Source organism: Bacillus sp. FSL M7-1345 (assembly GCF_038006985.1).
GTDB lineage: Bacteria > Bacillota > Bacilli > Bacillales > Bacillaceae_G > Bacillus_A > Bacillus_A cereus_U.
In genome coordinates this window covers 2,605,657-2,632,010 of record NZ_JBBOWG010000001.1, presented here as the reverse complement: position 1 = coordinate 2,632,010, position 26,354 = coordinate 2,605,657, and the positions used below count along the sequence as shown (strand labels likewise).

The following is a 26,354-nucleotide window of genomic DNA, read 5'->3' as shown; positions in this document are numbered from 1 at the left end:
TGTTTATAGAGAAAAATCGGAGGGAAACAAATGAAATTCATCTTAATATTTGGCCCACAAGCAGTCGGGAAAATGACAGTTGGACAAGAATTAGCGAAACTAACAGATTTGAAAATTTTTCATAATCACATGACAATTGATCTAGTAAGTACATTTTTTGATTACAGTACAAAAGAAGCAAAAAGATTAGTAAGTTTGTTTCGTAATGAAATATTTGAAGAAGTGTCTCAAAGTGATTTATACGGAATGATTTTTACATATGTATGGGCATTTGACCTTCAATCGGATTGGGATTACATACACCATGTAGTAAGCATTTTTGAATCAAAAGGTGCAGCAGTATATTTTGTAGAACTTGAAGCAGAAATTGGTGAAAGATTAGAGCGTAATAAAAGTCCCCATAGATTAGAACATAAACCAAAAAAAAGAGATATTGAATGGTCCGAAAAAAATTTAAAAGAAACGATGAAAAAACATAGATTAAACTCTCTTCATGGTGAAATCGAAAAAGAAGAGTACATAAAAATTAATAATACTCATTTGAGTGCTAAAGAAGTAGCTGTAATGATTAAGGAGAAATTTCGATTATAAAATACTTAAATGCTGTTACGTTTTCATTGTCCAAGCTTTTTCTTAATAAACACATATACTATTTATATTAAGGACGGTCACTAATTTATTGAGAAACCGTCATTTATATATAAATGACAACTTCAGAAGGAAGGTAAGAAGAATTTGGAAAACGAACAGCCAGGAAGAATTGAAAATCAAGTGTATTCTAATCGAGTATTAAGATCAGAATTTGATGAGAATTGGGCAACTTGTATTTCGAAAAGTGGATATGTAATATATACGGCTACAAGTGACAATGCGGAAGTAGTAGTTTTACTTTCTGATGGTTCAAGAAAATTATTAATCTTTGAAAAAGGCGGTAAAGTAATAGTAGGCGGTGGTGGAACAAGCCATTATAGTAAACCGCATATTGCAAGAGATATTTAATGTGAAAAATGTTAATCGAGAAGATGCTTGTAGTCTTTAATTTATATATATATAAATATCTATCATAAAGTAAGTTTTTGTTTTAGATTCTGGCGTTTTTTGTAACAAAAATAAGATGAAAAGATCTTTAACGTATAAAGGTCTTTTTTGTTTTATTCACAAATAAAATTAATGGAGGTGAGCTAATAATGAAAAATAGTGGAGTAACCTATGTTCTTTCGGGAGTTCTCCTATTCGGTCTTACATATATAACTTCCGCAATTTACGCGGGTTCATTAGAAATTTGGGATAGACCAAGCGGAAAATTCTTTACTGCATTTTATGAAATCCAGGGTACAATTTTATCGGTAATTTCAATTTGTTTTATTATAGCAGGGATATACTGTATACATAAAAAAGTGTAGTGAAAAACAATCAGCCTTTCATGTACTATACATGAAAGGCTGATTGTTTTTATGTGTTGAAGGAGTCTTTTAGAAGAATTGTAGTTTTTAGATTGATAGTTAAAATTGTAACAGCTTATGTATAATTAATATCATTTTGTCAAATGAATGTCACATAAAAGTCTTATAGTGTATATAGAAAGTGAAACATACACAAATCAGGAGATGAAATGATGAAAAAAGCGTTACAATATATATTTATATTACTTACGTTATTTACCTTAAGTTATGTAATTCATACCAACTATGAAAAGCATAAAGAGATTAAAAATAATAAACAAGTAATTAGTGAAGTTGCAAAGAGGTATGATATTCCAGATTGGATACCATTATCAATTGCGGATCATGAAACAAAATTTAACCGAAAAGCAATAGGAGATAACGGAACATCTTTCGGATTATTCCAATTACATCGTGGTGGATTAGCACCAGCACAATTATCGGAAGAGAGTTTAGTGGATTCACGTATAAATACAACGATAGCAATTTCAAGTATGGTCAAATCGTATGAGCGTGGTGTGAAAAAAGGACTGCAGGATTGGGAGTTGCTTAAATATGTTGCTAATACATCAGGGTGGCCAGGAAACTTGGGGGGAGAATGGACAGATAATAATACGAAATATAATAAAGGGCTAGAACAATCCTATCAATTATATAAAAAAGAGAAGTAGATATAAAAAGGCATTTTCAATTTGGGGAAATGTCTTTTTTATGTTATAGTATAAAAGTGTTTGGGCGTTATGTTATTTCGATATATCTTCAAATTTGTTATGTAGTATTTTTATATTAAATAACTACTAAAATCATTTTTTTATATAAGGAGTAAGAAGTAGGGAATATGAAAAATATAGATTTTATACTAGAAAGTGATGAAACATTAAAACCGTCAGAACGATTAGTACTATTATTATTAGAGAAGCATAGAATGTTATATACGAACGATCTATTAGCCCTTTCAAATTTATCATATAAAACATTAACAGATTCACTAACAGCACTCGTTTTAAAGTCTTATGTTTTAAAGGATACAGGTAAGGGAAGAAGGCAGAATTGTTATAGATTAGTATGATAAGAGTACCGTTATAGACGCTTGCTACATATGGATTTTTCAAATGTAAGGATAAAATTCATTTTGGTTTTCAAATGATAAAAAACTATTGATTTAAGTAAATAGCCGGTTTCGATATGTAAAGAGTTCATGGCTGCTAAATATATAATTTCATTTCATTTTTATTAATGTTAATTAGTTGCAAGTGAAAATGATAATTTTTTAAAATAATTATAAAAATGAAATTCAAAAACAATCTACTTAAGAGTGGGCTGTTTTTTTTATTAGGATAACGAATTATAAAAATAATATTATTATGTAAACTTAATTATTTAGAAAGGAACATGTGATTATTAATGGAATTTATTAAGGGGTATTTAATATTTGTATAAATGGAGGTTCATTATGGAACAAATCATATCAATATTACAAGCAGTCATAAGCGGGGAAAAAGAAAAGGTAGTAGAAATCATTAATACGGATCCAAGTGTTGTTAACTCATTTAGTGAAGATGGATGGACACCTCTTCAAGCAGCAATTGCGAATAAGCAAAGCGAGCTTGTAGCTTTCTTAATTGAAAAGGGATCAGATGTGAATGCTGTGCAAAGTGGTGGCTGGACAGGACTTCATGAAGCAGCGTTATTAGGAGATGAAGAAATCATTATATTACTTCTTGAAAATGGTGCTAATAAAATGATTAAGAAAAATGATGGGAAAACCGCATATGATATTGCTTTAGAAAAAGGGCATGAATCCCTATTACATCATTTGCAAGAGGAAGTGAGCTTTTGATTAGCCACTGGAATGTAGGGATTTTTCTTTTTAAGGAAGTGGAAGTGTTAGATTTTGCGGGCCCATTTGAAGTCTTTTCCGTTACAGCAACAAGTGAAGGTCAACCATTTACAGTTCATACTGTTAGTCAAGATGGAGAAATGATTACAGCGAGAAATGGATTAAAGGTACAACCGGACTATAGTATCGAAAACTTGCCTCCAGTTGATATTTTAATTATTCCTGGTGGGTTAGGTGTTAGAGAAAACGAAATGAAAAATGAAATAATAACAAATTGGATCCGCGAGCAAATGAAAGAAGTAAAGTTAATGACTTCTGTTTGTACCGGTGCGCTTTTACTTGCGAAAGCTGGATTACTCGATGGCTTCAAAGCGACAACACATTGGGCAAGTATTGAAAGTTTTAGAAATGATTTTCCGAATATTGAAGTATTAGAAAATGTAAAGTTTGTAGATGAGGGGCATATTATTACGTCTGGTGGAATTTCAGCCGGAATTAATATGTCATTTCATATTGTGAAAAATTTGTTAGGTGCTCGGGTTGCTGAAGAAACAGCGAAGAGAATGGAATATGATATTGATTTACAATATTAAAAGTAAAACAAGACCAGCAGTTGGAAAAATCCAACTGCTGGTCTTGTTTTATATTGACTGAATATACGCTAATTCCTCATCTGTAAGGATCGGACGGGTAGTTGCATCTGCATTTTCTTTCGCTTGTGTTTCTGTTTTTGCGCCAGGAATTGCGACCGATACTGCTGGATGGGAGAGGACGTAGCGAAGTGCAAGTTGTCCTAATGTCTGATTTTTATTTGAGAGTAACCTTAATTTTTCTACTTTTTGTAAATCTTCTTGAAACCACTTTTCTTTTGGCCATTCTTTGCGTAAATCTCCATCAGGAAAAGTTGTTTTATTTGTAAACTTTCCAGTTAATATCCCCATTTTTAAAGGTCCGCGTATAACAGCTCCTAAATTGTTCTCTTGTAGGTAGGGCAGTATGTCGTTTTCTGGTTTTCGGTTTAATATGTTGTAATCAAGTTGCACAACATCAATTTCATCGTTTTTATTGAAGTGTTTTATATATTGTAGGTCGTGAGTTGAAACACCAACAGCTCTTACTTTTCCGTCCCGTTTTAATATTTCAAATGCGCGTAAAAATGCTTCTGTTTCTTCTTGTTTATCCCACCAAATGTGACAGAAATAAACATCAATATAATCTGTTTCTAGGCGCAGTAAGCTAGTTTCAAATACTGCGATCACTTTTTCGGCAGTATTATAAACAGGCTCTCCACTTGGATCATAGTGATGTCCAATTAAACCACCTTTCGTTGATAAAACGATATTATTACGGTGCTCTCTTATCGCTTGAGTTACTAACCTTTCACTATGTCCTAATCCGTATACATCAGCAGTATCAATAAAGTTTACGCCGCATTCAATTGCTTTCTTCATAGCGGTTATAGATTGTTTGTCGTTAACAGGACCCCATTCATCGCCGCCAATCGCCCACGCTCCAAAGCCAATTTCAGAAACAGTAATTCCAGTTTTACCCAATTTGCGGTAGTGCATCATTTTTCCTCCTTGTAAGCATGTTATAACATCGGTATGCAAAACTAGAATTTATATGTGTAAAAATGTTTTCTACAATTGGGGAAAAAGAATAACATAAACTACTATTTTATAGCAGCATAAATAAAAATTCTCATTTTAAATACAGAGATGTCGTCGAACGCTATCTCTAATTGGTTAATTTGTGAGATTTTTTTGTGAAGGAGCTTATTTTATAAGAATAGAATTTAAGTTAATAAGAGATCGTGCCTATGGTAGTGAAAAAATATGGGTTAGGGGGATTTGAAAATGAGGAAACTCAAAAGAGTAAATGTTCCTAATATACCAGAGCAACTATCACAGCCTAACGACAATCGAACTATAAATAAGAAGAAGTTAAGGCGTTTTATTTTCATGTTCATTTTTATTGCTGCGACTACTTTTTACGTTCAATATATTTTGACGAAACAACAAGAAGTAATTAATGGCAAACAAAATACAATAACGAACCAAAAGAAACAATTAGTTTCTTTAAAGAAAGATCAAGGTTCTTTAAAGACTAACATCGAGAATTTAACGGATAATGAAGAAGAAATATTAAAGTTTGCGAGAAAAGAGTATCAATTTTCTAAGTCAAACGAAACAATATTCGTATTGCCAAAGTGAAGTGGTGGAACAGTTAGCGATAGCTAACTGTTTTTTGATGTATGAGGAAAAAGGTGTTTGTAGTGTGAATGTCATGGTACAAGGAGCAATGACATATTGTAAAAATGAGAAGTTTGAGCCATTTTTAATTATTTTAAGAGATTTCCATAATTATGGAATATATGTCAAAATAAATATTGTTAAAATTCTGTCAATTGTATATAATACAAGGTAAGCGGATACATTTTTTGATCAACGTTGAGTTAACAGCTTATACGTCTGTTAAGAAAACCGTTATCCTCGTATAAGAAAGGAAGATAGCTGTGTACGCTTCAAATACAATTTACGTCGTAGGGGATGCGAAAGCACCTCAAAATAATCCCATTACCGAAAAGTTCAAAAGTTATTTTGTAGCATTTGTACTTGAGAAGGATACAGGGGAAATTGTAGATGCAGATTGCTCAGCGACAATTGCATTAACATCTCAATTTGTTAAATATTTGTTTCTACATAAAAATATTAATGACCCAGCATTAGTAACAGAAATAAAAAATCGATACTTCGGTTCGTCTCAAAAGGCGCTACTTGTAGCGCTAAAGGATGCACAGAAAAAATATAATCAGATTGCTGCTTTGTCTACCCATTCATAGACAAAATCCAGCCGTAAGAATCTTCTTATGGCTGGATTTTTTTGTTTCGCATTAACGGGCAGAATAAAGTCTCCCGTGTATTAAAGTATCACTCTATAAACAACGAAAGGATGAACAAAATGAAAATTACCGATGTGAAGGTAAACCGCCGACATGTAAAGCTTCATACACCGTTTAAAACAGCGCTTCGTACTGTAACGGAAATCGAAAGTATAGATGTGTTTATTCATACAGATGAAGGAATTGTTGGAAGAGGAGCTGCTGCAGCAACGCCGGTTATTACAGGTGATTTTGCCAACGGGATGGAGGAAGCAATATTAGGACCAATTCGTTCTGTATTAGTTGAAAAAGATGTACTGCAATTTCAAACGTTATTGCTACACATTCAAATGAGTTGTATAGGAAATACAAGTGCAAAAGCGGCGGTAGATATGGCTTTATACGATGTGTATTGTCAATTTCATAACATACCGTTATACGCATTACTAGGTGGAAAGAAAGAGATTTATACTGATATTACAGTAAGTGTGGATGAACCTTTATTAATGGCAAAAGAAGCGAAAAAGCATATTGAAAAGGGATTCCAAACATTAAAAATTAAGGTGGGTAAAGAGGCACATTTAGATTTGGAACGCATAGAGGCAATTCGAAATGTAGTGCCAAAGAATACGACGTTACGTTTAGATGCAAATCAAGGATGGAAACCAAAAGAGGCTGTTTCTATTATTAGAGAAATGGAGAATAGAAATTTAAATATAGAATTTGTAGAACAACCAGTTCATGCGAAAGATTGGGATGGATTAAAGTACGTGAAGGACAATGTACAAACGCCTATTATGGCAGATGAAAGTATGTTTTCGGCAAGCGACGCATTAAAGATTGTCCAAGGAGGATATGCAGACCTACTTAATATTAAATTAATGAAATGCGGTGGTATTCGAGAAGCCTGGAAAATTGCGGATATTGCGGAAGCAGCAGGTGTGAAATGTATGGTTGGAAGTATGATGGAATCTTCACTTTCAGTTAGCGCTGTTGCACATTTAGCTGTGGCTCATCCGAACATTCATTACTTTGATCTTGATGCACCGTTATGGTTAGTAGAAGAGCCAGAAGGAATGACTTACACTGGTCCAAAGGTAAACCTGCATTCTGTAGTGAATATACAATCTTAGAAGGAGTACCTAGTAAACTATCTTTTAAGGGGGATATATTATGAAAAAAGTGGGGACTGCATTATTAACGACATTATTCATTTTTTCATCTTTCACATCGGCAAATGCCGAAGAGAAAAAAGATAAGAAAGCATTTATTGATGTGGCAGCTGCGACGTTATGGACCGCACCAGATTCGCTTCGGCCAATCGATGCACCGAGTGCAACAAATCCAGTTGATTTGTGGAAGTGGACGAAATCAATGACGCTTGATGAGAAGCTTTGGTTAACGAGTGCAAATAAATTAGAAACGCAAGCGCTACTCGGTCAAGAGGTAACGGTTGTTGATAAGAAAGGTGACTGGGTGAAAGTGTTAGTCCATGGTCAGCCAACACCACGAAACGAAGTAGGTTACCCGGGATGGATGCCCGAAAAACAATTAACGTATAATCAGGAATTTGCAGATAAAACAAACGAACCTTTTGTATTAGTAACGAAACCGACAGCAATTGTATATATTAACCCTTCTGAAAAACATAAATCACTAGAAGTAAGTTATAATACGCGATTACCACTTTTGAGTGAAGATGCTATTTCGTACCGCGTACTATTACCAAATGGTCAGAAGGCGTGGCTACGGAAAAATGATGGAACTGTTTACCATTCTCAAAATGATATTCCGACTCCAACCGCTGATGATTTAATAAACACCGGAAAAATGTTTTTAGGATTACCATATATATGGGCTGGTACAAGTGGTTTTGGATTTGATTGCTCTGGATTTACACATACGATTTATAAATCACATGGCATTACCATACCGCGGGATTCTGGGCCACAATCAAAAGCAGGAATTGCGGTTGATAAAGAAAACCTACAAAAGGGCGATTTAATATTCTTTGCACATAATCAAGGAAAAGGTAGTGTTCATCACGTTGGAATGTATATTGGTGATGGAAATATGATTCACTCTCCAAAAGCTGAAAGATCGGTAGAAATTATACCGCTAAATACACCAGGATATATAGAAGAATACGCTGGTTCTCGTCGTTACTTACCTTAAAAAATAGAGGGGGTTTTGAAATGAAAAAGGTAGTTCGCTATTCATTAGTTAGTACTCTATTAGTTTCTTCATTTTTAGTTGGCTGTGCAAAAGAAAAAACAACTACAAAGCCGAAAGATGAGAAGACAGTATTACAGCTACTAGAAACGGGTGAAATTCCATCATTAAATTCAGGGAAAGTAACAGACGCCGTATCGTTTAACGTTTTGAATAACGTAATGGAAGGGTTATTCCGTTTATCGAAAAATGATGAAGTGATCCAGGCTGGGGCACAGAAATATGAAGTGAGTAAAGACGGAAAGACTTATACATTCCACTTACGTGATGCGAAATGGTCTAACGGCGATCCAGTAACAGCTCATGATTACGTATATGCTTGGAAGCAACTTATTAATCCAGATACAGCCTCTCAATATGCATATATTGCGTACGATGTGAAAAATGCGGAAAAGATAAATAAGAAACAATTAGGATTAGAAGAATTAGGTGTGAAAGCAAAAGATGATAAAACGTTTGTTGTGGAATTAGAACATCCAGTACCGTATTTTACAAAACTACTTATTTTACCGTCGTTCTATCCAATTAATGAAAATTTTGCGAAAGAGCAAGGTGATAAATACGGTTTAGAGGCAAATAAAGCGGTGTATAATGGGCCGTTTACGTTGTCGGAGTGGAAGCACGAAGCAAGTTTTACAATGAAGAAAAACGATAAATATTGGGATAAAAAAGAAGTGAAGTTAGATGAAGTAAACTATCAAATTGTTAAAGAAATTTCAACAGCGGTAAATTTATATGAAACAGATAAAGTAGATAGAGCTGTCATTTCTACAGAATTCGTAGATAAATATAAAAATAATAAAGAACTGAAACAATATACAGATCCAGTTATGTATTTCTTCCGTTTCAATGAAAATGTACCGATTCTTAAAAATAAAAACGCACGTCTTGCACTTAGCACAGTTTTTGATAAGAAGGGACTTGCGACTTCGTTTTTAAATGATGGATCGGTAGCTGCGAACTACTACGTTCCGAAAGGATTTTTAAAGGGACCAGATAAGAAAGATTTTAGAGATACGGCTGGAGAGTTTAATAAGACGAACGTAAAACAGGCGAAGGAATATTGGGGAAAAGCAAAGCAAGAGACGGGAACAAATGAAGTAACGTTAGAATTCTTAAACTATGACTTAGAAAACTTTAAAAAAGTAGGAGAGTATATTAAAGAAGAGCTTGAGAAAAACTTACCAGGGCTAAAAGTAAATGTGAAATTACAACCCCATACTCAAAAACTAGCGCTAGAGAAGAAAAAAGAATATGAAATGTCGTTATCACGCTGGTTACCTGATTATCCAGATCCAATGACTTACTTAGAAGTATTCCTTTCGGGAAGTACTGTCAATAATACAGGATATGCAAATCCAGAATATGATGCGTTAATTAAAAAGATTAAAACAGAATTAGGTAATGATGAAAAAGCTCGTTGGAAGGCATTGCAAGATGCGGAAAAAATGCTCCTTGATGATGCAGTAATCGCACCAGTATTCCAGCGCGGATTATCTTACTTACAAAAACCATACGTGAAAGATTTATACGTACATCAATTTGGCCCAGCAACAAGCTTGAAATGGGCAGACATACAAAAGTAAAGAAAGAGAAAAAACAGACTTCACGTATGTGATAGTCTGTTTTTTCTTATAGCTTCCAATGAATTATAGACATTTTATATATTTTTTCACTGTTTAAAAATAAAATTATTACTAAATTTCCAGTGTGAAATATATGTGGAATCTTGTATAATTAACGTGTTTCTTTGGAAACATTTTCTTGCGCTATTTGTATAGGACTTAATAGAACAAGGAAGGAAATACATACATGTATATAATAGATAAATAGAATGGAACATGTATAGAGAAAAAGGAGAGAAATGATGACGTGTCATAAACAAGGGTTACAATTTATTCGTAATAGAAAGAGGAATAACCGATGAAGATGAAGCATGCTTTTGGTCCAATTATTATAGCGTGTCTACTCTTTTTCATTGTTCTGCTTATCCCATCTAAAAGTTTAGTATCACTTATTAGCGATAAGAAGGTTGAAGATGCGGCAACTTCCTTGCAAAAAGAGAAATTACAAAGTATTTTCTTGCAACAGAAAATGTTAGAGAATTCGCAGTACTTACCGATGTATGGTTCATCAGAGTTTTTACGAATGGATGCATATCATCCGTCTAACTATTTTAAAGTAAATCCAGCTGGCTTTACACCATTTTTAATCGGGACTGGCGGTACGCAAAGTTTGGCTCATATATTAAATATGACGTCAACAATGGATGAATTAGAAGGTAAAAAGGTAGTGTTTGTTCTTTCACCACAATGGTTTACAAAAACTGGTGTATCACAAGGGGATTTTTTAAATAATTTTTCTAAACAACAAGCATATCATTTTATTTTTAATGATGAAATAAATCCTGATATGAAGAAGAAAATTGCGACACGTTTACTAGATTATAAAGTAGTTCGTAAGGATGCGATATTAAGTAGCTCACTAGAAAGTATTGTGTATAACGATACAAAACATAACATAAAGGCTGGACTAGCTAAACCGTTAGCATACATGTACCGGAATATTTTAGATCATAGAGATCTATTTAACTCTCTATTTAAAATCGAACCGATGAAAGAGAAAACAAATATGGGATTACGTTCACTTTCTTGGGAAGATGCACGTAAACATGCGGAACAAGAAGGTAAAGTAGGATCCACAACAAATACATTCGGAATTGAAAATCCATATTACTATAAACATAATTTAAAGAAAAAATTAAAAGGTTTAAAAAACTTTAGAGCAAATGAATCGTATGATGATTCACCAGAATATGATGACTTACAAATTGTTTTAGATCTTTTCAAAGAAAAAAATGTAAAACCACTCTTTATTTCTGTGCCTGTAAACGGACCGTGGTATGATTACGCTGGTTTCCCAAAAGAACGCCGTGATGTGTATTATAACAAGGTTCGCGATCAAGTCGAAAAAGCAGGATACCCAGTAGTTGATTTTTCTAGCCATGAATATGATAAGTATTTCTTAAAAGATACAATTCATTTAGGCTGGAAAGGCTGGATCTATTTTGATGAAGCAGTGCAGAAGTTTTACTCTGAAAAATAATGTATAAACAATGGAAACAGGAATGGCGATAAAGCCGTTCCTGTTTTTTAATATAAAGGATTTTGGTGCGGACAATTTGGAAAGGCGTGTATATCTTGAATTTGTCTAAAATCATAATGTTTCATTGCAAATTGAGCTTGGTAAAGGTATTCGTAAACAAATAATTGATTATTTTGTACACCGCATAAAACGCCGGAAGTTCCTTGTCCATTCATAAAGGAAATGCCGATAGGGTGTCCGATTAAGTATGGTACTTTTTGATGCCAATGCATAGGGGAATCACTCCTTTTGAGTTACTATACGAAGTTACAAATGAATTGTAACTTATCCAAGTAAATCTTAAACTGGAGGGTTTTAATGAAATGTCTAGAAATCATTAACATGAATGAATTATTAGTGTGGAAGAGGAGTGCATTATGGAGAAAGAAAGGATTCTGGAAGAAAAGTTAAGTCTAATAGAATGGTGCCAAACATTGAATGGAATATCGGAGGATATATGGTTTCAACCATTTAAAAAAGGTTCATGGGCAATTGCGGATGTAATTTCACATTTTATCGTTTGGGATGAGTTTTTAATGAAGTATAGAATTCAATATTTTATAAGTGGACAATCTGTACCTAACGTTCCAACAGATGTTGAGGAAATGAATAAGGGTGCAATAAAATATGCAAGGTCTGGTATTTCGAAAGAAGAATTAATAGATCAATTTAGCTTTACTCGTAAACAATTAGTAGACCAAATTGAGCGAATTCCTGCTCGTAATTTTAATAATGATTATCAATTTGGTACAAAAAAAGTGAGGTTAAATGATTATTTTTCATCACTCATTCAGCATGACTTAAAGCATAAAGAAGAAATAATGCAATTTCTAATACATAATCAAGCCTATAATAAAAACCGCTACAATTCTTAATGAATTTATAGCGGTTTTATTATAATCTTAAGCAAGATGTTTACGTTTTTTTGTCCACTTTTTTATTACGAAATATAAAAGAATAAGTACGACGCCACCGACAGCAAACGATTTCACATACGGTCCAGCAATTTCATTAATATTCTCCCAGTTTTCACCTAGTTTTTCACCTAGATAAATGAAAATGATAGACCAAGGGATTATCGCAAGTGCTGTTAACGTAGTGAAACGTAGTAATGGCATTTTTGTGATACCAGCAGGAATTGAAATCGCATGACGCGCTACCGGAATGAAGCGCGCTGTGAAAATTACGCCAGTTCCGTAACGATTAAACCAATCTTCAGCAGCATCCATTTGTTTTTTATGTATGAAAATATACTTACCGTAACGTTCTAATACAGGGCGACCACCATATCGACCAATCCAGTAAACAAAGATTTGGGCAATAACACCGCCAATTGTACCGAATATAACTGCACCTACAAATGAGATACTACCATTGAATACTAAGTATCCAGCATAAGCTAGGACGATCTCACTTGGGATAATTTCAATCATAAGTCCAAGCATTATGCCCCAATAACCTAATCCTTCAAAAAATGTTAATACTGAATGAATAAAACTACTTAACATTGTTGCACCTTCTAGTTCATGGATTTTTGAATATAGTGAACCTTTTGTTTAACAACATAAAAAATTCACTATGTGTAAATTATACCTTATTTACATAGGGGATTGCTATTTCAATACTTTTTATCTCTCGTATTTATAATAAAGGAAATAAATTGAGTTTTCATGAAGAGAAAATGAAAGGAGTATTAAAAAATCCTCATTTTCTATGTGGTAAAAATAGGGAGGAGGGTTTGCTATTCCTAGTTGCAACATCGATATTTCATATACTATCTTTTATAAATACAAAAAGAGGAGCCTAAACTATGGCTCCTCTTTTTACGGCTTCACATCTAAATTTTGTAAAAATAACGTTGCTGAAACGTAGCGCTTCGCTAACATTTGTACATATGCGGTATGAACAGATAGGGTAGCGATAATAATAGCGTTACGAATTGCTTCGCGTTGTTCGTTATTAATTTGATCAAACTTGCTTGCAATTTTATCAGCTTTTTCTTTTACAATATTTTCGATCGTATGAATGGTATCTGTTGCATTTAGTTGTAAGCAGTTCCCTTGATTCAGTTCTTCAAATAAAGAAGAATAAGCTACATATAAATGAACAGGGTTAATTAAATCATCACTTCGATCGGCCGGGTCATTTACGATGAGTCGTAATAGTTTACGAATAGATTCAAAATCAAGTGCTGTTTTTAAATCTTCGACGATGAATAGTAAGGCTGCTTGTTCGATTGAGTATTTCTTCCCTTTTTGAGGGGAGCCAATCATTTCTTTTATATCTCGTTTCACCCAGTTTTGCATAGCAGTTACAGAGAAACTTGTGTTTTCAATCTGATTACCAAGCGCAACTATTTCATTTAAAGAAAAACCGACATCCGTATCATCGATTTTAATTAATTTTTCAAAAATAGGTGAAAGTGCGGTTGTAATAAAAGCTGTAACGCTTTGTCCGCTTTCAATATCTTTTTTATGTGACTTTGCCCAAGCTTCTTGTAAAATGCTAAGAGGCTTTTTCGGATTCCATCCTCTAAGTGATAGAAGGAGCGTTGCCATTTCGTTTCGTGTGAGATGAAATGTTTCCATCTTTTCACCTCCAAAATTATAAAAAGTTCTTATGAACTTATAATATGTTTTGTTTCATTTAAAGTCAATTCCGTTTTTCTTAATTTTTCCTTTGTTATGGAATTATTGTCGTAAGTAAATAATACTTGCATATTTCGACAAAAGTTCATATAATAAGTTCATAAGAACCTTTAAAAAGGTTTTAAAATAAATCTATCATTCTTGTTTTAAAAGAAAGGTAGATTTCACATATATCTATATAAAAGGAGAATGGATATAATATGTTGAAAAAACTTGTAGCAGTAATGACAGCATTCATGGTTATCTTTGGGGCTAGTAGCTTTATGTTCGTAAATCACGCGGAAGCGAAAAGTTACAAATCTGGTAAAAAATCATATACACCAAGTTCTGGTCAAAATTCAAAAGTTGATTTAAACAAAAAAGATTCTAATGTAAATTCACAAAAAACGACAACAGATTCAAAAACAAAAGCAACAAACACAGCACCAAAAAGTAATAAAGGTGGCTTTATGAAAGGCTTATTACTAGGTGGTCTTGGTGGTTTACTAATGGGTAGCTTATTTGCAAATATGGGAGCTCTTGGTTCTGTATTAGCGTTTATGGTAAATATGTTAGTAATGGCTGGTATTGTAATGTTAGCAGTTCGTGCATTTAAATACTTCAAGGATCAACGTAAGAAAAAGGCAGATGAAGTAGCATGGAAACAATAAAAATTTCTGAACAAGAGCTTATAAATGCGCTTTGTATATATATCGCTGAAAAAAGACAAGTTGGTCCAGAAGAAGTTTCAGTTGAACTAATGTATGATGATGACTACGGTTTCTCTGCAGAAGTAGAGGTAAATGGTCGCCAGCAAATATTAATTCAAGCGAACTTAATCGAAGCACTACGCTTACTACTTGATCGAGAATACAACGTCAATTCATTTGCAGCAAGATTGCAACTTGAATTAGATGATGAAGAAGGTATTTACGCATTAGCGAAATTTAATAACTCAGATGAGTAGTGAAAAGAGCTGTTGAGAGTAATCTCAGCAGCTCTTTTTAGTATGTGCATATGTAGAAGAATAATCATACCAAAGTTCATTCATCTTCCGTCTACCAACATCAATCATTGGATTAAATTGAATCGCTGCTTTTTGACGAACAGAGTGAACGTTTTCCATTGCTTGTTGTAATTGTTGGTCGACTACGTCACGTTTCTCACTTACATGTTTAACAATAGATAGACCTGCAACTGTTCCTTGCGCCATTGCGATTTTACCGCTTTCAATTCCAGTAATATTTCCAGCTACAAATAAACCGGGAAGAGGGGTTTCCATTTCTTCTGAATGAAGCGGAACATGCCCGCCAAGTTCAGGAATGTAATGGAATGGGCATCCCGCTACAGCGGCAAGCTCAGCAAGCGGATATAAACCTCCGGCAATACAAACGAAGTCAGCCTCATATATCTTTTCTGATCCATTAATAATATTTCCTTTAGAATCAATATTAGCAACACGGACACCTTCAACTTGATCCGTTCCGATAATTTCAAGTGCAGCTTTTCGGAGATGAAGTGGTGTTCCGTTTATTTTCATTCCGCTATTTGGATAAAAGGTTAATCCGGCTTTTCGAATCCAATCATACTTCATAAAACGACTACCTATACGTAGGAAAGCAGATGGGGCAAGGTGAGCTGCATTTAAAAGAGAGTTCAAAACTTCTTCTGGTTCACCAGCCTTTTGGCTTAGCTCACTTTTTTCAGGAAGTACAATATGTTCTACTTTAATTCCAGCTAATTGTAATTCATTTAAAATGGCGAAAGACAAAATGTTAGCGCCAATTATGATTCCTTTTTTTCCAACTTGCACGCGGTGAACATTTGTCATAACTTGAGCTGCTCCAATTGACATAACTCCTGGAAGTGTCCAGCCAGGAAGGGGAATAGAATACTCCGCAGCCCCAGTAGCAATTAGTACGAACGGTGTTTCTAACGTACCGATATTTGTATGTACGAACCAAGAACTCTCATCTTTATCTAAATTATAGACGGAAACACCGCACCGAATATCGACTGAAAGTGATTTTGCTTCTTCGCGAAGGCGTTTTGATTCTTCTATTCCGTTCCACCATTCCCCAGTAGGCTCTTGATGTAACTGTCCTAACAATCTCCCGCCCGGCTTCATAAATTCATCAATAACAAGTACGTTAAGTCCAAAACGTGCACAAGAGATGGAAGCTGATAAACCTGCTGGTCCTGCACCAATAATAATTACATCGATCATCGCTTTTTCACCATCTCTCTCACGATATTTGGATGCTGTTTTCCGCTTTCAACAACCATATCGTTTTCTACAACCGTTAAGCATGCTCGTACGTTCGTTTGATCGTTTACAGTCACGCGGCATTCAGAACAATGTCCGATATTACAATAAATACCTCGCGGCGTCCCGCTATCTTCATGGACTCTTAACGTTCTTATTCCGTTTGCAAGTAGAGCGGCCGCTATCGTTTCATGTTCATATGCTTCATATTGTTGACCATTAAATTGAAAATTGATACGCTGACTACTATTTAAACTACCTAAAATAGGGTGATTTATAATTCTATTCATTTATTTTCACCTACCGCCCCAAAAGTAACTGCACGCACTGGTGGTTGATATTTTAATGGAATCTCGTCAGGAGATGTACCAGGGTTAGCGTTTTCGATCATTCGATCTAGTGTTGTTCTACATGTACGTCCCCCGCAAAAACCCATACCAGCACGCGTTCTTAGTTTTAACTCACGAGCTGAGCAATTATATTCAGCAATTGTCGATTGAAGTTGTCCGTATGTAACTTCTTCACAACGACAAACAATTAAATTCTCTTTATTCGTCATATGTATTCCTCCTCTAGTTCGGTTTACACAAATTATTATGCAATAACTATGCCAACATAGAGGTGGAGAAGGGGTTATTGTAACCCAAGCCTTTTTAAGCGGTTATATAAAGTGGCCCTCGTTACCCCGAGTTGTTTCGCACATTCTAATTTATTACCATCTAAAATGCGTAAAGCTCTTTCAATTACCTTTTTCTCGTGCTCATCCATTTCTTCTTGTAAAGAAAGAATCATATTATTATTGCTGAGTAATAGGGAATGAGATGTTTTGTTCTCTAAAGTATCATTTGTATGAAACGGTAAATATTCTTGTTTTATAATGCCGTCTGTCGCAAATACGACGAGTCTTTCAACTACGTTGCGGAGCTCGCGAATATTACCAGGCCAATTGTAATGAAGCAGTTCATGCATAATGCTTGAAGGTAAGTCACGAATAGGCCTGTTATAGTTTATTGAAAAATCGTTTAAGAAGGAGTAGGTTAATTCAATAATATCCTCTCGTCTTTCGCGCAGTGGCGGAATGTGCAAGCTAACTACATTTAAGCGATAGTATAAATCTTCCCGGAAAGTTCCTTTTCTCATTTCTTCTTGTAAATCACGATTTGTAGCAGCGATAATGCGGAAATCGATATTAATTTCTTTTTCTCCACCAACTCGGTAATACTTTCGTTCTTGCAGTACACGCAAAAGTTTCACTTGCATATCGAGAGGCATTTCTCCAATCTCATCAAGGAATAAAGTACCGCCTTGCGCGAGCTCTATTTTCCCTTTCTTCCCTTTACTATTTGCACCAGAAAAGGCTCCACGTTCGTAACCAAATAATTCACTTTCAAATAACGCTTCAGGAATTGCACCGCAGTTAATTGAAATAAACGGGGCATTCGCTGTCTCACTTGCTTCATGAATTGCTTTCGCAAACACTTCTTTTCCAACTCCGCTTTCGCCGAGTATTAAAACCGTAGATTTCACTGAACAAACCTTTCTAGCTAATTGAATCGTTCGTTGTATAACAGGGCTTTTTCCATTCATCGCAAGGAAAGGATCGGATGTATCTTTATATTTTGCTACTTCTTGTTCTAATCGGTGCATTTCATGCGACATATTAAATAGTTTTTCATTCAAAGCGACTTGATTTGTAACATCAGTTTCAGAAACGACTGCTCCTATAATTTCATTGTTACAATAAACTGGATTTGAATTAATTAATACGAACAAATCCGGACGAGGCTGATGGAACTGGGCGATTATGCTTTTTCCGTCATGTAATGATTGTAAAATTTCTAAATCTTTATAATCAAAAAAACGTGTAATCGGTTGTCCGATAATTTCGTTATGTTTGACTGAAAAGATTTTTTCAGCGCCATCTGTCCACGTACGAACGCATTCTTTCTCATCAATGACGGTAACAGAAGAATCAGTCGTTTGAATGACAGTGTTATAAAAAGCTAGCAGATCATTGTAAGACTTATAAAGAAATGGAATCATTTGTTGAGCAGTTACACAGCATATAGGATCTAGATTTTCGTTCACAATTACAACTGCCGAATTGTTAGAAAAAGCTTCGATTAACGTAGTGAAAGAGTCCTCTTCATAAATAACTGCGCAACTACATTCTTCAGTAGATGAAGGAAGGTAATAAAAATTTTCACCTTCCTGTTTCATGTGCTGAATGGTGCTTGTACGATCAATTGATAAAATTTTTATAAACTCTTTTATTGTTGGAAATGAAAATGTCATAGTGTCCTCCTGGTATGTATAAAAATTTAGACAGTGATAAAGAAATAATACACCTATTTACGATAAATTTAAAATATTTTTACAAATAAAAATTATTTCATATAAATAGTTCTGTATGTAGAGTTGGCACACCAATTGCATAAATAAAAAGTGAGAGATTTAGGAGAAAGGAGGAGTGCTATATATGAGGCACTGTGACGTTTTAATAATAGGCGGTGGAATTATAGGATGTTCTATCGCTTATTACACTTCAAAATACGGAAGAGACGTAACGATCATTGAAAAAGGAGAATTTGTCAGTGGAACGTCTTCACGGTGTGACGGGAATATTTTAGCGATTGATAAAGACCCAGGGTTTGATAGCCAAATGTCGTTAGTAAGTCAAAAATTAGTAACAGAACTAAGTGAAGAGTTGGAGCACTCATTTGAATATAGGGCGCCAGGAAGCATTCTCGTTTGTGAATCAGACGAAGAAATGGAGGCAGCACAGCAATGGGTAAATCGTCAAAAAGAAGCTGGATTACCGTTTCGAATGCTTGATAGGCAAGATATAAAAGAAGAATCACCATTTTTTGCAGATGATTTATTGGGTGGTTTAGAATGTGCAACGGATTCAACTGTAAATCCATATCTTCTTGCTTTTTCACTTCTTGCAGAATCGAAGAAATTTGGTACAAAAGCTTTTAATCATACAGAAGTAAAAGAAATGAAAAGAGATATAGATGGTTCCTTTATTGTAGAAACAACAAATGGGACGTTTACTGCGAAGCAAGTGGTGAACGCAGCCGGTGTGTGGGCTCCTAAAATCGGACAGATGTTAGATGTGAATATCCCAATTGAACCGAGAAAGGGACATATTATTGTAGCTTCAAGGCAACAACACGTAGGTTGCCGTAAAGTAATGGAATTTGGTTATTTAATTTCTAAATTTGGCGGAAAACGAAAAGTGGATGCTTTAACTGAAAAATACGGGGTGGCACTTGTATTTGAACCGACAGAAAGCCAAAATTTTTTAATTGGTAGTAGTAGAGAGTTTGTAGGCTTTCATACGAGGATTAACAATGAGGTTATTAAATGTATTGCGAATAGAGCAATTCGTTTTTATCCGAAAATGGCAGATATGATGGTGATTCGTTCATATGCTGGTTTACGCCCGTGGACAGAAGATCATTTGCCAATCATTTCAGGAGTGGAACATATTCCGAACTACTTTATAGCAGCAGGACATGAAGGTGATGGAATTAGTCTTGCAGCAGTTACTGGGAAAGTGATTGAAGAGTTATTAAATGAAAAAGAAACAATCATTCCTATTGAACCACTTCGTTTGAGTCGTTTTACAGAAAGGGTGTTAAACGGATGAGGTCACAAAGAGTTTTTACGACGATTGATACACATACGGGCGGGAATCCAACGAGGACATTAATTAGCGGACTTCCTAAGTTAATTGGAGAGACGATGGCAGAGAAGATGTTACATATGAAAAAGGAGTATGACTGGATTCGGAAATTGTTAATGAATGAGCCACGTGGTCATGATGTAATGTCAGGAGCACTATTAACAGATCCGTGTCATCCTGAAGCTGATATAGGTGTTATATACATAGAGACAGGTGGATATTTGCCGATGTGTGGCCACGATACAATTGGTGTATGTACAGCTTTAGTTGAATCAGGTTTAATTCCAGTAGTTGAACCGGTCACTTCTTTAAAGTTAGACACGCCAGCTGGCTTAGTTGAAGTAGATATTTCTGTTCAAGATGGGAAAGCGAAAGAAGTCTCCTTCTGTAACATACCAGCTTTTTTACTGAAAAATATTTCTGTACACGTCGAAGAAGTTGGAACTGTAGAGGCTGATATTGCGTATGGAGGGAATTTTTATGCCATTATCGATGCGAAGTCAGTAGGTCTAGAGTTAGTACCAGAAAACGCATCTACAATCATTGATAAGGCGATTCATATTAGAAATACAATTAATGAGAAGTTTGAAATCATTCATCCGCAGTATTCGTTTATAAGAGGATTAACACATGTTGAATTTTATACAGATCCTACTCATGAAAGTGCGCATGTGAAAAATACAGTTGTTGTTCCACCAGGGGGAATTGATCGATCTCCATGTGGTACAGGAACATCAGCGAAGTTAGCTGTATTATACGCTCATAAAAAAATCGACATTGATGAAGAATTCGTTCATGAGAGTATTGTAGGTTCTCTATTTAAAGGGTGTGTCATGAATACAACATATGTCGAAAATATTGAAGCTGTAGTAACGAAAATTACGGGATCCGCTTGGCTTATGGGTATGCATAGATTTTTTTACAATGAAAAGGATCCACTTAAAGAAGGCTTTTTGCTAATTCCGCCGATGGAACATGAAACGGAGGATGTAAAATGAACATTCAAAAAATGTATACAGCAGTAGACGTACACGTAAATGGCGAGGCATTTCGTGTAATGAAAGACGTACCATGCAAATACTACTACAGTTTGGAGCAATTAAACGAACAATTTTCAGGTGAATTAGCAGAAGAAATGAAGCTTTTATTAAATGAACCACGTGGTTTTATCGGTTTAAATGGATGTATTGTCGTTCCTTCTATTCATAATGAAGTGGATGCAGCTGTATTGTTTTTTAATCATGAAGGATCTATTCCTCTTCATTACGGAGGTATTGTCGCAGTAATAACGATGTTACTAGAAAGCGGGTATTTAAAAAAGAGAGAGTCTAATCAATACAAAATCGAAACGCTATCTGGAATATTTTCAGTGGATGCATATGTAGAGAATGATGAAGTTGTATCTGTTTCGTTTGAAAGCAAACTATGTTATATGATTGAGAAAAATTTAAAGGTTGGTAATATAAGTTACTCTCTCATACAGGCAGATAAAGTATATGCAGTTGTAGAAAAGGATACGTATTCGCCAGAAATCAGTATTGAAAACATCTCTAAATTAAAAAAATGGGGTGAAGCTACACTTCAATCTATACAAAAACAGTCATTAATAAAAAGACTTATTTTAGTAGATTCTATGCAAAAAGAAAAGAACCATATAAAGTCGATTACATTTCATGAAGATAACTTTATAGTACGTTCGCCGGGTTTTGTTTCTACTATTGTGTCTTATGTTCATACATTATTTAAAAATGATTATATAGCGGATAAACCTTTTAGAAATGAAAGTATTTTTAATAGCTTTATAACAGTAGAAAAAGTGAAGAAAGAAGAACTCGGATACATTTTTCGATTTGAAAGTAGAGGGTTTATTACAGGTATGCAAACATTTATATTAGATCCTACTGATCCGTTTCCAACAGGTTTCTTATTAAAATAATATGTTAAAGGGAGAGATAAAGATGCAAAAAATTAAAGGGGCATTTCCAGTATTAATAACACCGATGGATGAATTTCAAGAGATTGATTGGAAAGGCGTAAAACAAAACGTAAACTACTTTATTGAGCAAAAGGTAGCTGGAATTATTATTAATGGAAGTACGGGGGAATTTGTTAGTTTATCAAAAGAAGAACGATTTAACATGGTAGAAACTGTATTGAAAGAAGTTGATGGCCGTATTCCAGTTATTGTTGGAACTGCTGCGGAGACGACGAAAGAAACGATTGAATATACGAAACATGCAGAAGCGCACGGAGCAGATTGTGCATTAATTATAAACTCGTATTATTGTAAACCGAAAGAAGAGGAAATCTATTTTTATTTTAAAGAAATCTCAAACGCTGTAAATATACCAATTATGCTATATAATAACCCATTTACTTCTGGTGTTGATATGAGTACAGAGCTAATGCTCCGTATTGGAAAAGAATGTGAAAATGTTACACATATTAAAGAATCTAGTGGAGATATTCGAAAAGCGAGAGATTTAGTAAGACAAGGCGAAGGTGCTTTTCAAGTCTTCTGTGGGTCTGAAGATTTAGTTATGGAATCTTATTTAGTTGGTGCCTCAGGATGGGTTTCGGTAGCAGGAAATATCGTTCCAGGTCTCGTTACGAAAATGTATGAGCATTTTCAAAATGGTGAATTAGAAAAAGCGTGGGAAATGAACGATGCTATTTTACCACTTTGCGAGTTTCTTGAAGGATCAGGGAAATATGTACAAATCGTTAAACGTTCAATGGAACTACACGGGCAAGTTGGCGGACCTTCTCGTTATCCGAGATTAGGATTAACTGAAGAGGAAGATCAAAAGCTTCAAACGATTTTATCAAAAATTGCAGCTCATGCAGCTGTTTAAACAAGGAGGAGAGCATATATGTTAACGACAAACATTGAGTTGAAACCAAAAGTGAAAGCGTTTTTAAATGAAGAAATTAAAATGTTTATTAATGGCGAATTTGTTCCTTCTATTAGTGGAAAGACATTTGAAACATACAATCCAGCGACAGAAGATGTGCTAGCCGTCGTATGTGAAGCGCAAGAAGAAGATATTGATATCGCAGTAAAAGCGGCGAGATTTGCTTTTGAATCAGGCCCGTGGGCAGAGATGACTACTGCTGAAAGAGCACATCTTATTTATAAATTAGCAGATTTAATTGAAGAGCATAGAGAAGAATTAGCACAGCTAGAAGCTTTAGACAATGGAAAACCATATCAAGTAGCACTGGATGATGATATTTCAGCAACTGTAGAAAATTATCGTTATTACGCGGGATGGGCTACAAAAATTATCGGGCAAACAATTCCGATTTCAAAAGATTATTTAAATTACACACGCCATGAACCGGTTGGTGTTGTAGGTCAAATTATTCCATGGAATTTTCCGCTCGTTATGTCTTCTTGGAAAATGGGAGCCGCTCTTGCGACAGGTTGTACGATTGTATTAAAACCAGCAGAGCAAACACCTTTATCTTTACTATATACAGCGAAGCTTTTTAAAGAAGCTGGTTTTCCAAACGGTGTTGTAAACTTTGTACCAGGTTTCGGCCAAGAAGCAGGAGCTGCAATTGTAAACCATCATGATATTGATAAAGTAGCTTTCACAGGTTCAACAGTTACAGGGAAATATATTATGCGTCAATCTGCAGAAACAATTAAACATGTAACACTAGAACTTGGTGGTAAGTCACCAAACATCATTTTAGAAGATGCTGACTTAGAAGAAGCGATTAACGGTGCGTTCCAAGGAATTATGTATAATCATGGTCAAAATTGTAGCGCAGGATCTCGAGTTTTCGTTCATCGAAAGCACTATGAAACAGTCGTAAATGAACTTGTAAAAATGGCAAATGAAGTGAAGCTTGGGGCAGGTATGGAGGCGGAAACTGAAATGGGACCGCTCGTATCTAAAAAACAACAAGAGCGTGTGCTAAATTACATTGAACAAGGAAAAGCTGAAGGTGCTACTGTTGCAGCTGGCGGTGAACGTGCATTTGAAAAAGGTTATTTTGTACAGCCAACCGTATTCACAAATGTTACTGATGATATGACAATTGTTAAGGAAGAAATCTTTGGACCAGTTGTCGTTGTACTTCCATTTGATTCGACAGAAGAAGTAATTGAAAGAGCGAATCGCTCTTCATATGGGCTTGCTGCGGGTGTATGGACACAAAATATTAAAACAGGGCATCAAGTTGCCAATAAATTAAAGGCAGGAACAGTGTGGATTAATGATTATAACTTAGAAAATGCTGCTGCACCATTTGGTGGATATAAGCAATCTGGTGTTGGACGGGAATTAGGTTCATACGCCCTTGATAACTATACAGAAGTGAAAAGTGTTTGGGTAAATATTAAGTGATACTCTATTCAGTCGGGAGTCTTTTCATCCCTGCTGAATAGTAGTTGAACCAATCAGGCATTTACGGGTAGGTGATTTTCCACCTTACTTCCTTTGTGTTCAACGCATGAGGTGGGAATCATACTACCCACAAATAGCGGGATAAAAGAATGATGAAATATAGTAAGAGATGCGGACAACTGGTAGGTAGGATAAAGGTTGTCCTTTTTCTTATATATAAAATTGCTTTTTCAAAAGAATTATAAGGGGGATTTGGATGGAGAAATTAGTAGAATGGTTAGTAGGGCAAGTATGGAGTATTGGTTTAGTTGTTTTTGCATTAGGAGCAGGAGTGTATTTTACAATTGCAACTCGTTTTTTACAAATTCGTTATTTTAAAGAGATGATTAAACTATTATTTGAAGGAAAGAGCTCAGAGACTGGGATATCATCCTTTCAAGCATTTTGTTTGGCGTTATCAGGTAGGGTTGGAATAGGGAATATCGCAGGGGTCGCGACAGCTATCGCTTTTGGCGGACCTGGAGCTGTATTTTGGATGTGGATGATGGCTCTATTAGGAGCGGCTAGTGCATTTATTGAATCAACATTAGCACAAGTATATAAAAGTAAAGTAGGAAATGAATACCGCGGTGGTACACCATATTTCATTGAAAAAGGTTTGAAAATGAAATGGTTTGCGGTCATTGTAGCAGTGGTTGTAACACTTTCATATGGCGTTTTATTACCAGGGATTCAATCAAGTAGTATCGCGGTTGGATTTGAAAACTCTTCTGGCATTAGTAAATATATAACTGGTATATTTTTAGTTGTATTATTGGCAGCGATTATTTTTGGTGGAGTAAAGAGAATTGCAGGCGTTTCACAAATGTTAGTTCCATTTATGGCAATTGGGTATGTAATTGTTACATGTATCGTATTAATTGCGAATGTAACGGAAATTCCAAGTATGTTTGCTTTAATTTTCTCAAGTGCATTTGGTGTAAATGAAATGTTTGGAGGAATCGTTGGGGCAGCTATTGCATGGGGAGTAAAGCGTGCAGTATTTTCAAACGTTGCGGGTGTAGGAGAAGCAACATATAGTTCTGCAGCTGCTGAAGTATCACATCCTGCAAAACAAGGGTTAGTTCAAGCGTTTTCTGTATATATCGATACAATTGTAGTATGTACAGCAACAGCTCTCATGATTTTAATAACAGGTATGTATAATGTTATACCTGAAGGGAAAAGCGCAATTGTACGGAATATAGGAAATGTGGAAGCAGGTCCAATTTATACACAACAAGCAGTTGAAACTGTTATGACTGGATTTGGTCCAATATTTATTTCAATCGCAATCTTCTTCTTCGCATTTACAACTTTACTCGCTTACTACTATATCGCTGAAACGACGCTTACTTATTTAGATGGTGGGCTCAAATATAGCTGGTTAAAACCAGTATTAAAAATTGGATTTTTAATTATGGTATACATCGGTAGTGTAGAATCAGCTTCGTTTTTATGGAACCTCGGAGATTTAGGAATTGGTAGTATGGCATGGTTAAACCTTATAGCAATCCTATTGTTAAGTAAAACTGCATTAAAAGTGTTAAAAGATTATGAAATGCAGAAAAAAGAAGGGAAAGATCCTGTTTTTGATCCTAAAAAAGTAGGAATTGAAGGTTTAACGATTTGGGAAGAGCGGAGTAAAGAGGTTGAAAGGAAAAATTCTAAAGAAAAAGTATCGGCGGATGATAGTGTTAAATTTTAAACATGCAAATTTCTAGTATTAAAAAACTGAAAATTAAATCTTTTTCAGAGTTATATATTGTCCTTGTTTGTTCTTAAACAAAAGGCGGATCTTAGTAAAGTGATTTTAGAAGCTTGTTGTGTTTTA

The 26,354-nt window shown here is 34.9% G+C and carries 31 protein-coding genes; 23 read left to right on the top strand and 8 right to left on the bottom strand.

Translation table 11 applies throughout. From position 1 onward, the window contains the following. Positions 1-30 precede the first annotated feature (30 nt). The 7 genes from MHB76_RS13680 (at position 31) to MHB76_RS13650 (ending at position 3,875) form a co-directional block, all read left to right on the top strand. Entirely contained in the window at positions 31-591 is a 561-nt protein-coding gene (locus MHB76_RS13680) for an AAA family ATPase (RefSeq protein ID WP_078174663.1), read from the top strand. Between the two features lie 144 nt (positions 592-735). Continuing rightward, positions 736-999, top strand: coding sequence for a hypothetical protein (locus MHB76_RS13675; protein ID WP_002110358.1), 264 nt, complete (start codon positions 736-738; stop codon positions 997-999). Positions 1,000-1,187: 188 nt separating this feature from the next. After that, positions 1,188-1,403: a hypothetical protein gene (locus tag MHB76_RS13670; RefSeq protein WP_078174664.1), complete on the top strand. Its 216-nt coding sequence runs from the start codon at positions 1,188-1,190 to the stop codon at positions 1,401-1,403. Between the two features lie 209 nt (positions 1,404-1,612). Further along, positions 1,613-2,113, top strand: a complete 501-nt coding sequence (locus MHB76_RS13665; RefSeq protein WP_002110354.1) for a hypothetical protein — start codon at positions 1,613-1,615, stop codon at positions 2,111-2,113. 167 nt (positions 2,114-2,280) lie between these two features. Next, a complete protein-coding gene (locus MHB76_RS13660) occupies positions 2,281-2,511 on the top strand; it encodes a hypothetical protein (RefSeq protein ID WP_000789035.1) in 231 nt (76 codons plus the stop codon). A gap of 384 nt (positions 2,512-2,895) precedes the next feature. Then, entirely contained in the window at positions 2,896-3,282 is a 387-nt protein-coding gene (locus MHB76_RS13655) for an ankyrin repeat domain-containing protein (RefSeq protein ID WP_340986832.1), read from the top strand. Then, positions 3,279-3,875, top strand: coding sequence for a DJ-1/PfpI family protein (locus MHB76_RS13650; protein WP_016105111.1), 597 nt, complete (start codon positions 3,279-3,281; stop codon positions 3,873-3,875). Before MHB76_RS13655 ends, MHB76_RS13650 begins: the two co-directional genes overlap by 4 nt. A 48-nt stretch (positions 3,876-3,923) precedes the next feature. Here MHB76_RS13650 and MHB76_RS13645 read toward each other — a convergent pair whose 3' ends face one another. Then, on the bottom strand, positions 3,924-4,850 hold the full coding sequence (locus tag MHB76_RS13645; protein ID WP_078174665.1) for an aldo/keto reductase: 927 nt from the start codon (positions 4,848-4,850) through the stop codon (positions 3,924-3,926). 288 nt (positions 4,851-5,138) lie between these two features. On the opposite strand from MHB76_RS13645, the gene MHB76_RS13640 reads away from it, so the two are divergent. The 7 genes from MHB76_RS13640 (at position 5,139) to dltD (ending at position 11,500) form a co-directional block, all read left to right on the top strand. After that, positions 5,139-5,495, top strand: coding sequence for an FtsB family cell division protein (locus tag MHB76_RS13640; RefSeq protein ID WP_002161475.1), 357 nt, complete (start codon positions 5,139-5,141; stop codon positions 5,493-5,495). Beyond that, entirely contained in the window at positions 5,434-5,709 is a 276-nt protein-coding gene (locus MHB76_RS13635; protein ID WP_033710959.1) for a hypothetical protein, read from the top strand. Before MHB76_RS13640 ends, MHB76_RS13635 begins: the two co-directional genes overlap by 62 nt. 88 nt (positions 5,710-5,797) lie before the next feature. Continuing rightward, entirely contained in the window at positions 5,798-6,124 is a 327-nt protein-coding gene (locus MHB76_RS13630) for a DUF3870 domain-containing protein (protein ID WP_002012954.1), read from the top strand. Between the two features lie 110 nt (positions 6,125-6,234). After that, entirely contained in the window at positions 6,235-7,296 is a 1,062-nt protein-coding gene (locus MHB76_RS13625) for a dipeptide epimerase (protein ID WP_176108025.1), read from the top strand. A gap of 40 nt (positions 7,297-7,336) precedes the next feature. Next, positions 7,337-8,338, top strand: coding sequence for a C40 family peptidase (locus MHB76_RS13620; RefSeq protein WP_016105106.1), 1,002 nt, complete (start codon positions 7,337-7,339; stop codon positions 8,336-8,338). A 20-nt stretch (positions 8,339-8,358) separates the two neighbouring features. After that, positions 8,359-9,981 (top strand): peptide ABC transporter substrate-binding protein, encoded by a 1,623-nt coding sequence (locus MHB76_RS13615; protein ID WP_340986823.1) that lies wholly within the window; start codon positions 8,359-8,361, stop codon positions 9,979-9,981. A gap of 337 nt (positions 9,982-10,318) precedes the next feature. Then, the gene (gene dltD / locus MHB76_RS13610) at positions 10,319-11,500 is read left to right on the top strand and encodes a D-alanyl-lipoteichoic acid biosynthesis protein DltD (RefSeq protein ID WP_078174668.1); all 1,182 of its coding nucleotides are present in this window, start codon (positions 10,319-10,321) and stop codon (positions 11,498-11,500) included. Positions 11,501-11,547: 47 nt separating this feature from the next. On the opposite strand, the gene MHB76_RS13605 is transcribed toward dltD, so the two are convergent. Further along, positions 11,548-11,772 (bottom strand): hypothetical protein, encoded by a 225-nt coding sequence (locus MHB76_RS13605; RefSeq protein ID WP_078174669.1) that lies wholly within the window; start codon positions 11,770-11,772, stop codon positions 11,548-11,550. Between the two features lie 144 nt (positions 11,773-11,916). On the opposite strand from MHB76_RS13605, the gene MHB76_RS13600 reads away from it, so the two are divergent. Next, positions 11,917-12,414, top strand: a complete 498-nt coding sequence (locus MHB76_RS13600) for a DinB family protein (RefSeq protein WP_078174670.1) — start codon at positions 11,917-11,919, stop codon at positions 12,412-12,414. A gap of 27 nt (positions 12,415-12,441) precedes the next feature. Here the strand turns inward: MHB76_RS13600 and MHB76_RS13595 are convergent, their stop codons facing one another. Next, the gene (locus MHB76_RS13595) at positions 12,442-13,047 is read right to left on the bottom strand and encodes a DedA family protein (RefSeq protein ID WP_078174671.1); all 606 of its coding nucleotides are present in this window, start codon (positions 13,045-13,047) and stop codon (positions 12,442-12,444) included. 315 nt (positions 13,048-13,362) lie between these two features. Beyond that, on the bottom strand, positions 13,363-14,127 hold the full coding sequence (locus tag MHB76_RS13590; protein ID WP_002110340.1) for a DUF1836 domain-containing protein: 765 nt from the start codon (positions 14,125-14,127) through the stop codon (positions 13,363-13,365). Positions 14,128-14,387: 260 nt separating this feature from the next. On the opposite strand from MHB76_RS13590, the gene MHB76_RS13585 reads away from it, so the two are divergent. Beyond that, positions 14,388-14,837, top strand: coding sequence for a hypothetical protein (locus MHB76_RS13585; protein WP_002012966.1), 450 nt, complete (start codon positions 14,388-14,390; stop codon positions 14,835-14,837). Beyond that, entirely contained in the window at positions 14,825-15,133 is a 309-nt protein-coding gene (locus MHB76_RS13580) for a YxcD family protein (protein ID WP_002110338.1), read from the top strand. Before MHB76_RS13585 ends, MHB76_RS13580 begins: the two co-directional genes overlap by 13 nt. A 24-nt stretch (positions 15,134-15,157) precedes the next feature. Here MHB76_RS13580 and MHB76_RS13575 read toward each other — a convergent pair whose 3' ends face one another. The 4 genes from MHB76_RS13575 to MHB76_RS13560 all read right to left on the bottom strand — a co-directional run bounded on the left by MHB76_RS13575 (position 15,158) and on the right by MHB76_RS13560 (position 18,727). Continuing rightward, positions 15,158-16,393 carry an FAD-dependent oxidoreductase gene (locus MHB76_RS13575; RefSeq protein ID WP_199709121.1) on the bottom strand — a complete coding sequence of 412 codons (1,236 nt, stop codon included), beginning with the start codon at positions 16,391-16,393 and terminating at the stop codon, positions 15,158-15,160. Next, positions 16,390-16,722, bottom strand: coding sequence for a (2Fe-2S)-binding protein (locus tag MHB76_RS13570; protein ID WP_078174674.1), 333 nt, complete (start codon positions 16,720-16,722; stop codon positions 16,390-16,392). Before MHB76_RS13570 ends, MHB76_RS13575 begins: the two co-directional genes overlap by 4 nt. Continuing rightward, entirely contained in the window at positions 16,719-16,991 is a 273-nt protein-coding gene (locus MHB76_RS13565) for a (2Fe-2S)-binding protein (RefSeq protein ID WP_002065856.1), read from the bottom strand. Before MHB76_RS13565 ends, MHB76_RS13570 begins: the two co-directional genes overlap by 4 nt. A 74-nt stretch (positions 16,992-17,065) precedes the next feature. Next, positions 17,066-18,727 (bottom strand): sigma-54 interaction domain-containing protein, encoded by a 1,662-nt coding sequence (locus tag MHB76_RS13560; RefSeq protein ID WP_078174675.1) that lies wholly within the window; start codon positions 18,725-18,727, stop codon positions 17,066-17,068. Positions 18,728-18,911: 184 nt separating this feature from the next. Here MHB76_RS13560 and MHB76_RS13555 point away from each other — a divergent pair, with 184 nt between their 5' ends. The 6 genes from MHB76_RS13555 (at position 18,912) to MHB76_RS13530 (ending at position 26,228) form a co-directional block, all read left to right on the top strand. Next, positions 18,912-20,087: an NAD(P)/FAD-dependent oxidoreductase gene (locus tag MHB76_RS13555; protein ID WP_078174676.1), complete on the top strand. Its 1,176-nt coding sequence runs from the start codon at positions 18,912-18,914 to the stop codon at positions 20,085-20,087. Beyond that, positions 20,084-21,121, top strand: coding sequence for a proline racemase family protein (locus tag MHB76_RS13550; RefSeq protein WP_002161488.1), 1,038 nt, complete (start codon positions 20,084-20,086; stop codon positions 21,119-21,121). The genes MHB76_RS13555 and MHB76_RS13550 overlap by 4 nt, the downstream gene beginning before the upstream one ends. Continuing rightward, the gene (locus MHB76_RS13545) at positions 21,118-22,059 is read left to right on the top strand and encodes a proline racemase family protein (protein WP_002161489.1); all 942 of its coding nucleotides are present in this window, start codon (positions 21,118-21,120) and stop codon (positions 22,057-22,059) included. The genes MHB76_RS13550 and MHB76_RS13545 overlap by 4 nt, the downstream gene beginning before the upstream one ends. 22 nt (positions 22,060-22,081) lie before the next feature. Further along, a complete protein-coding gene (gene dapA / locus MHB76_RS13540) occupies positions 22,082-22,978 on the top strand; it encodes a 4-hydroxy-tetrahydrodipicolinate synthase (RefSeq protein ID WP_340986817.1) in 897 nt (298 codons plus the stop codon). Between the two features lie 18 nt (positions 22,979-22,996). Next, complete coding sequence (locus MHB76_RS13535; RefSeq protein WP_002110322.1) at positions 22,997-24,481, top strand: aldehyde dehydrogenase family protein; 1,485 nt, start codon at positions 22,997-22,999, stop codon at positions 24,479-24,481. A gap of 256 nt (positions 24,482-24,737) precedes the next feature. Next, positions 24,738-26,228, top strand: a complete 1,491-nt coding sequence (locus MHB76_RS13530; protein WP_078174679.1) for an alanine/glycine:cation symporter family protein — start codon at positions 24,738-24,740, stop codon at positions 26,226-26,228. Positions 26,229-26,354 lie beyond the last annotated feature (126 nt).

Bases quoted from the DNA above. Each gene is read 5' to 3' on its own strand.
- MHB76_RS13595 (WP_078174671.1), bottom strand. From the start codon at position 13,047: ATGTTAAGTAGTTTTATTCATTCAGTATTAACATTTTTTGAAGGATTA.
- MHB76_RS13535 (WP_002110322.1), top strand. From the start codon at position 22,997: ATGTTAACGACAAACATTGAGTTGAAACCAAAAGTGAAAGCGTTTTTA.
- MHB76_RS13550 (WP_002161488.1), top strand. From the start codon at position 20,084: ATGAGGTCACAAAGAGTTTTTACGACGATTGATACACATACGGGCGGG.
- MHB76_RS13660 (WP_000789035.1), top strand. From the start codon at position 2,281: ATGAAAAATATAGATTTTATACTAGAAAGTGATGAAACATTAAAACCG.
- MHB76_RS13580 (WP_002110338.1), top strand. From the start codon at position 14,825: ATGGAAACAATAAAAATTTCTGAACAAGAGCTTATAAATGCGCTTTGT.
- MHB76_RS13555 (WP_078174676.1), top strand. From the start codon at position 18,912: ATGAGGCACTGTGACGTTTTAATAATAGGCGGTGGAATTATAGGATGT.
- MHB76_RS13605 (WP_078174669.1), bottom strand. From the start codon at position 11,772: ATGCATTGGCATCAAAAAGTACCATACTTAATCGGACACCCTATCGGC.
- MHB76_RS13670 (WP_078174664.1), top strand. From the start codon at position 1,188: ATGAAAAATAGTGGAGTAACCTATGTTCTTTCGGGAGTTCTCCTATTC.
- MHB76_RS13545 (WP_002161489.1), top strand. From the start codon at position 21,118: ATGAACATTCAAAAAATGTATACAGCAGTAGACGTACACGTAAATGGC.
- MHB76_RS13680 (WP_078174663.1), top strand. From the start codon at position 31: ATGAAATTCATCTTAATATTTGGCCCACAAGCAGTCGGGAAAATGACA.
- MHB76_RS13530 (WP_078174679.1), top strand. From the start codon at position 24,738: ATGGAGAAATTAGTAGAATGGTTAGTAGGGCAAGTATGGAGTATTGGT.
- MHB76_RS13645 (WP_078174665.1), bottom strand. From the start codon at position 4,850: ATGCACTACCGCAAATTGGGTAAAACTGGAATTACTGTTTCTGAAATT.
- MHB76_RS13570 (WP_078174674.1), bottom strand. From the start codon at position 16,722: ATGAATAGAATTATAAATCACCCTATTTTAGGTAGTTTAAATAGTAGT.
- MHB76_RS13600 (WP_078174670.1), top strand. From the start codon at position 11,917: ATGGAGAAAGAAAGGATTCTGGAAGAAAAGTTAAGTCTAATAGAATGG.
- MHB76_RS13565 (WP_002065856.1), bottom strand. From the start codon at position 16,991: ATGACGAATAAAGAGAATTTAATTGTTTGTCGTTGTGAAGAAGTTACA.
- MHB76_RS13560 (WP_078174675.1), bottom strand. From the start codon at position 18,727: ATGACATTTTCATTTCCAACAATAAAAGAGTTTATAAAAATTTTATCA.
- MHB76_RS13665 (WP_002110354.1), top strand. From the start codon at position 1,613: ATGATGAAAAAAGCGTTACAATATATATTTATATTACTTACGTTATTT.
- MHB76_RS13640 (WP_002161475.1), top strand. From the start codon at position 5,139: ATGAGGAAACTCAAAAGAGTAAATGTTCCTAATATACCAGAGCAACTA.
- MHB76_RS13615 (WP_340986823.1), top strand. From the start codon at position 8,359: ATGAAAAAGGTAGTTCGCTATTCATTAGTTAGTACTCTATTAGTTTCT.
- MHB76_RS13655 (WP_340986832.1), top strand. From the start codon at position 2,896: ATGGAACAAATCATATCAATATTACAAGCAGTCATAAGCGGGGAAAAA.
- MHB76_RS13625 (WP_176108025.1), top strand. From the start codon at position 6,235: ATGAACAAAATGAAAATTACCGATGTGAAGGTAAACCGCCGACATGTA.
- MHB76_RS13575 (WP_199709121.1), bottom strand. From the start codon at position 16,393: ATGATCGATGTAATTATTATTGGTGCAGGACCAGCAGGTTTATCAGCT.
- dltD (WP_078174668.1), top strand. From the start codon at position 10,319: ATGAAGATGAAGCATGCTTTTGGTCCAATTATTATAGCGTGTCTACTC.
- MHB76_RS13620 (WP_016105106.1), top strand. From the start codon at position 7,337: ATGAAAAAAGTGGGGACTGCATTATTAACGACATTATTCATTTTTTCA.
- MHB76_RS13590 (WP_002110340.1), bottom strand. From the start codon at position 14,127: ATGGAAACATTTCATCTCACACGAAACGAAATGGCAACGCTCCTTCTA.
- dapA (WP_340986817.1), top strand. From the start codon at position 22,082: ATGCAAAAAATTAAAGGGGCATTTCCAGTATTAATAACACCGATGGAT.
- MHB76_RS13585 (WP_002012966.1), top strand. From the start codon at position 14,388: ATGTTGAAAAAACTTGTAGCAGTAATGACAGCATTCATGGTTATCTTT.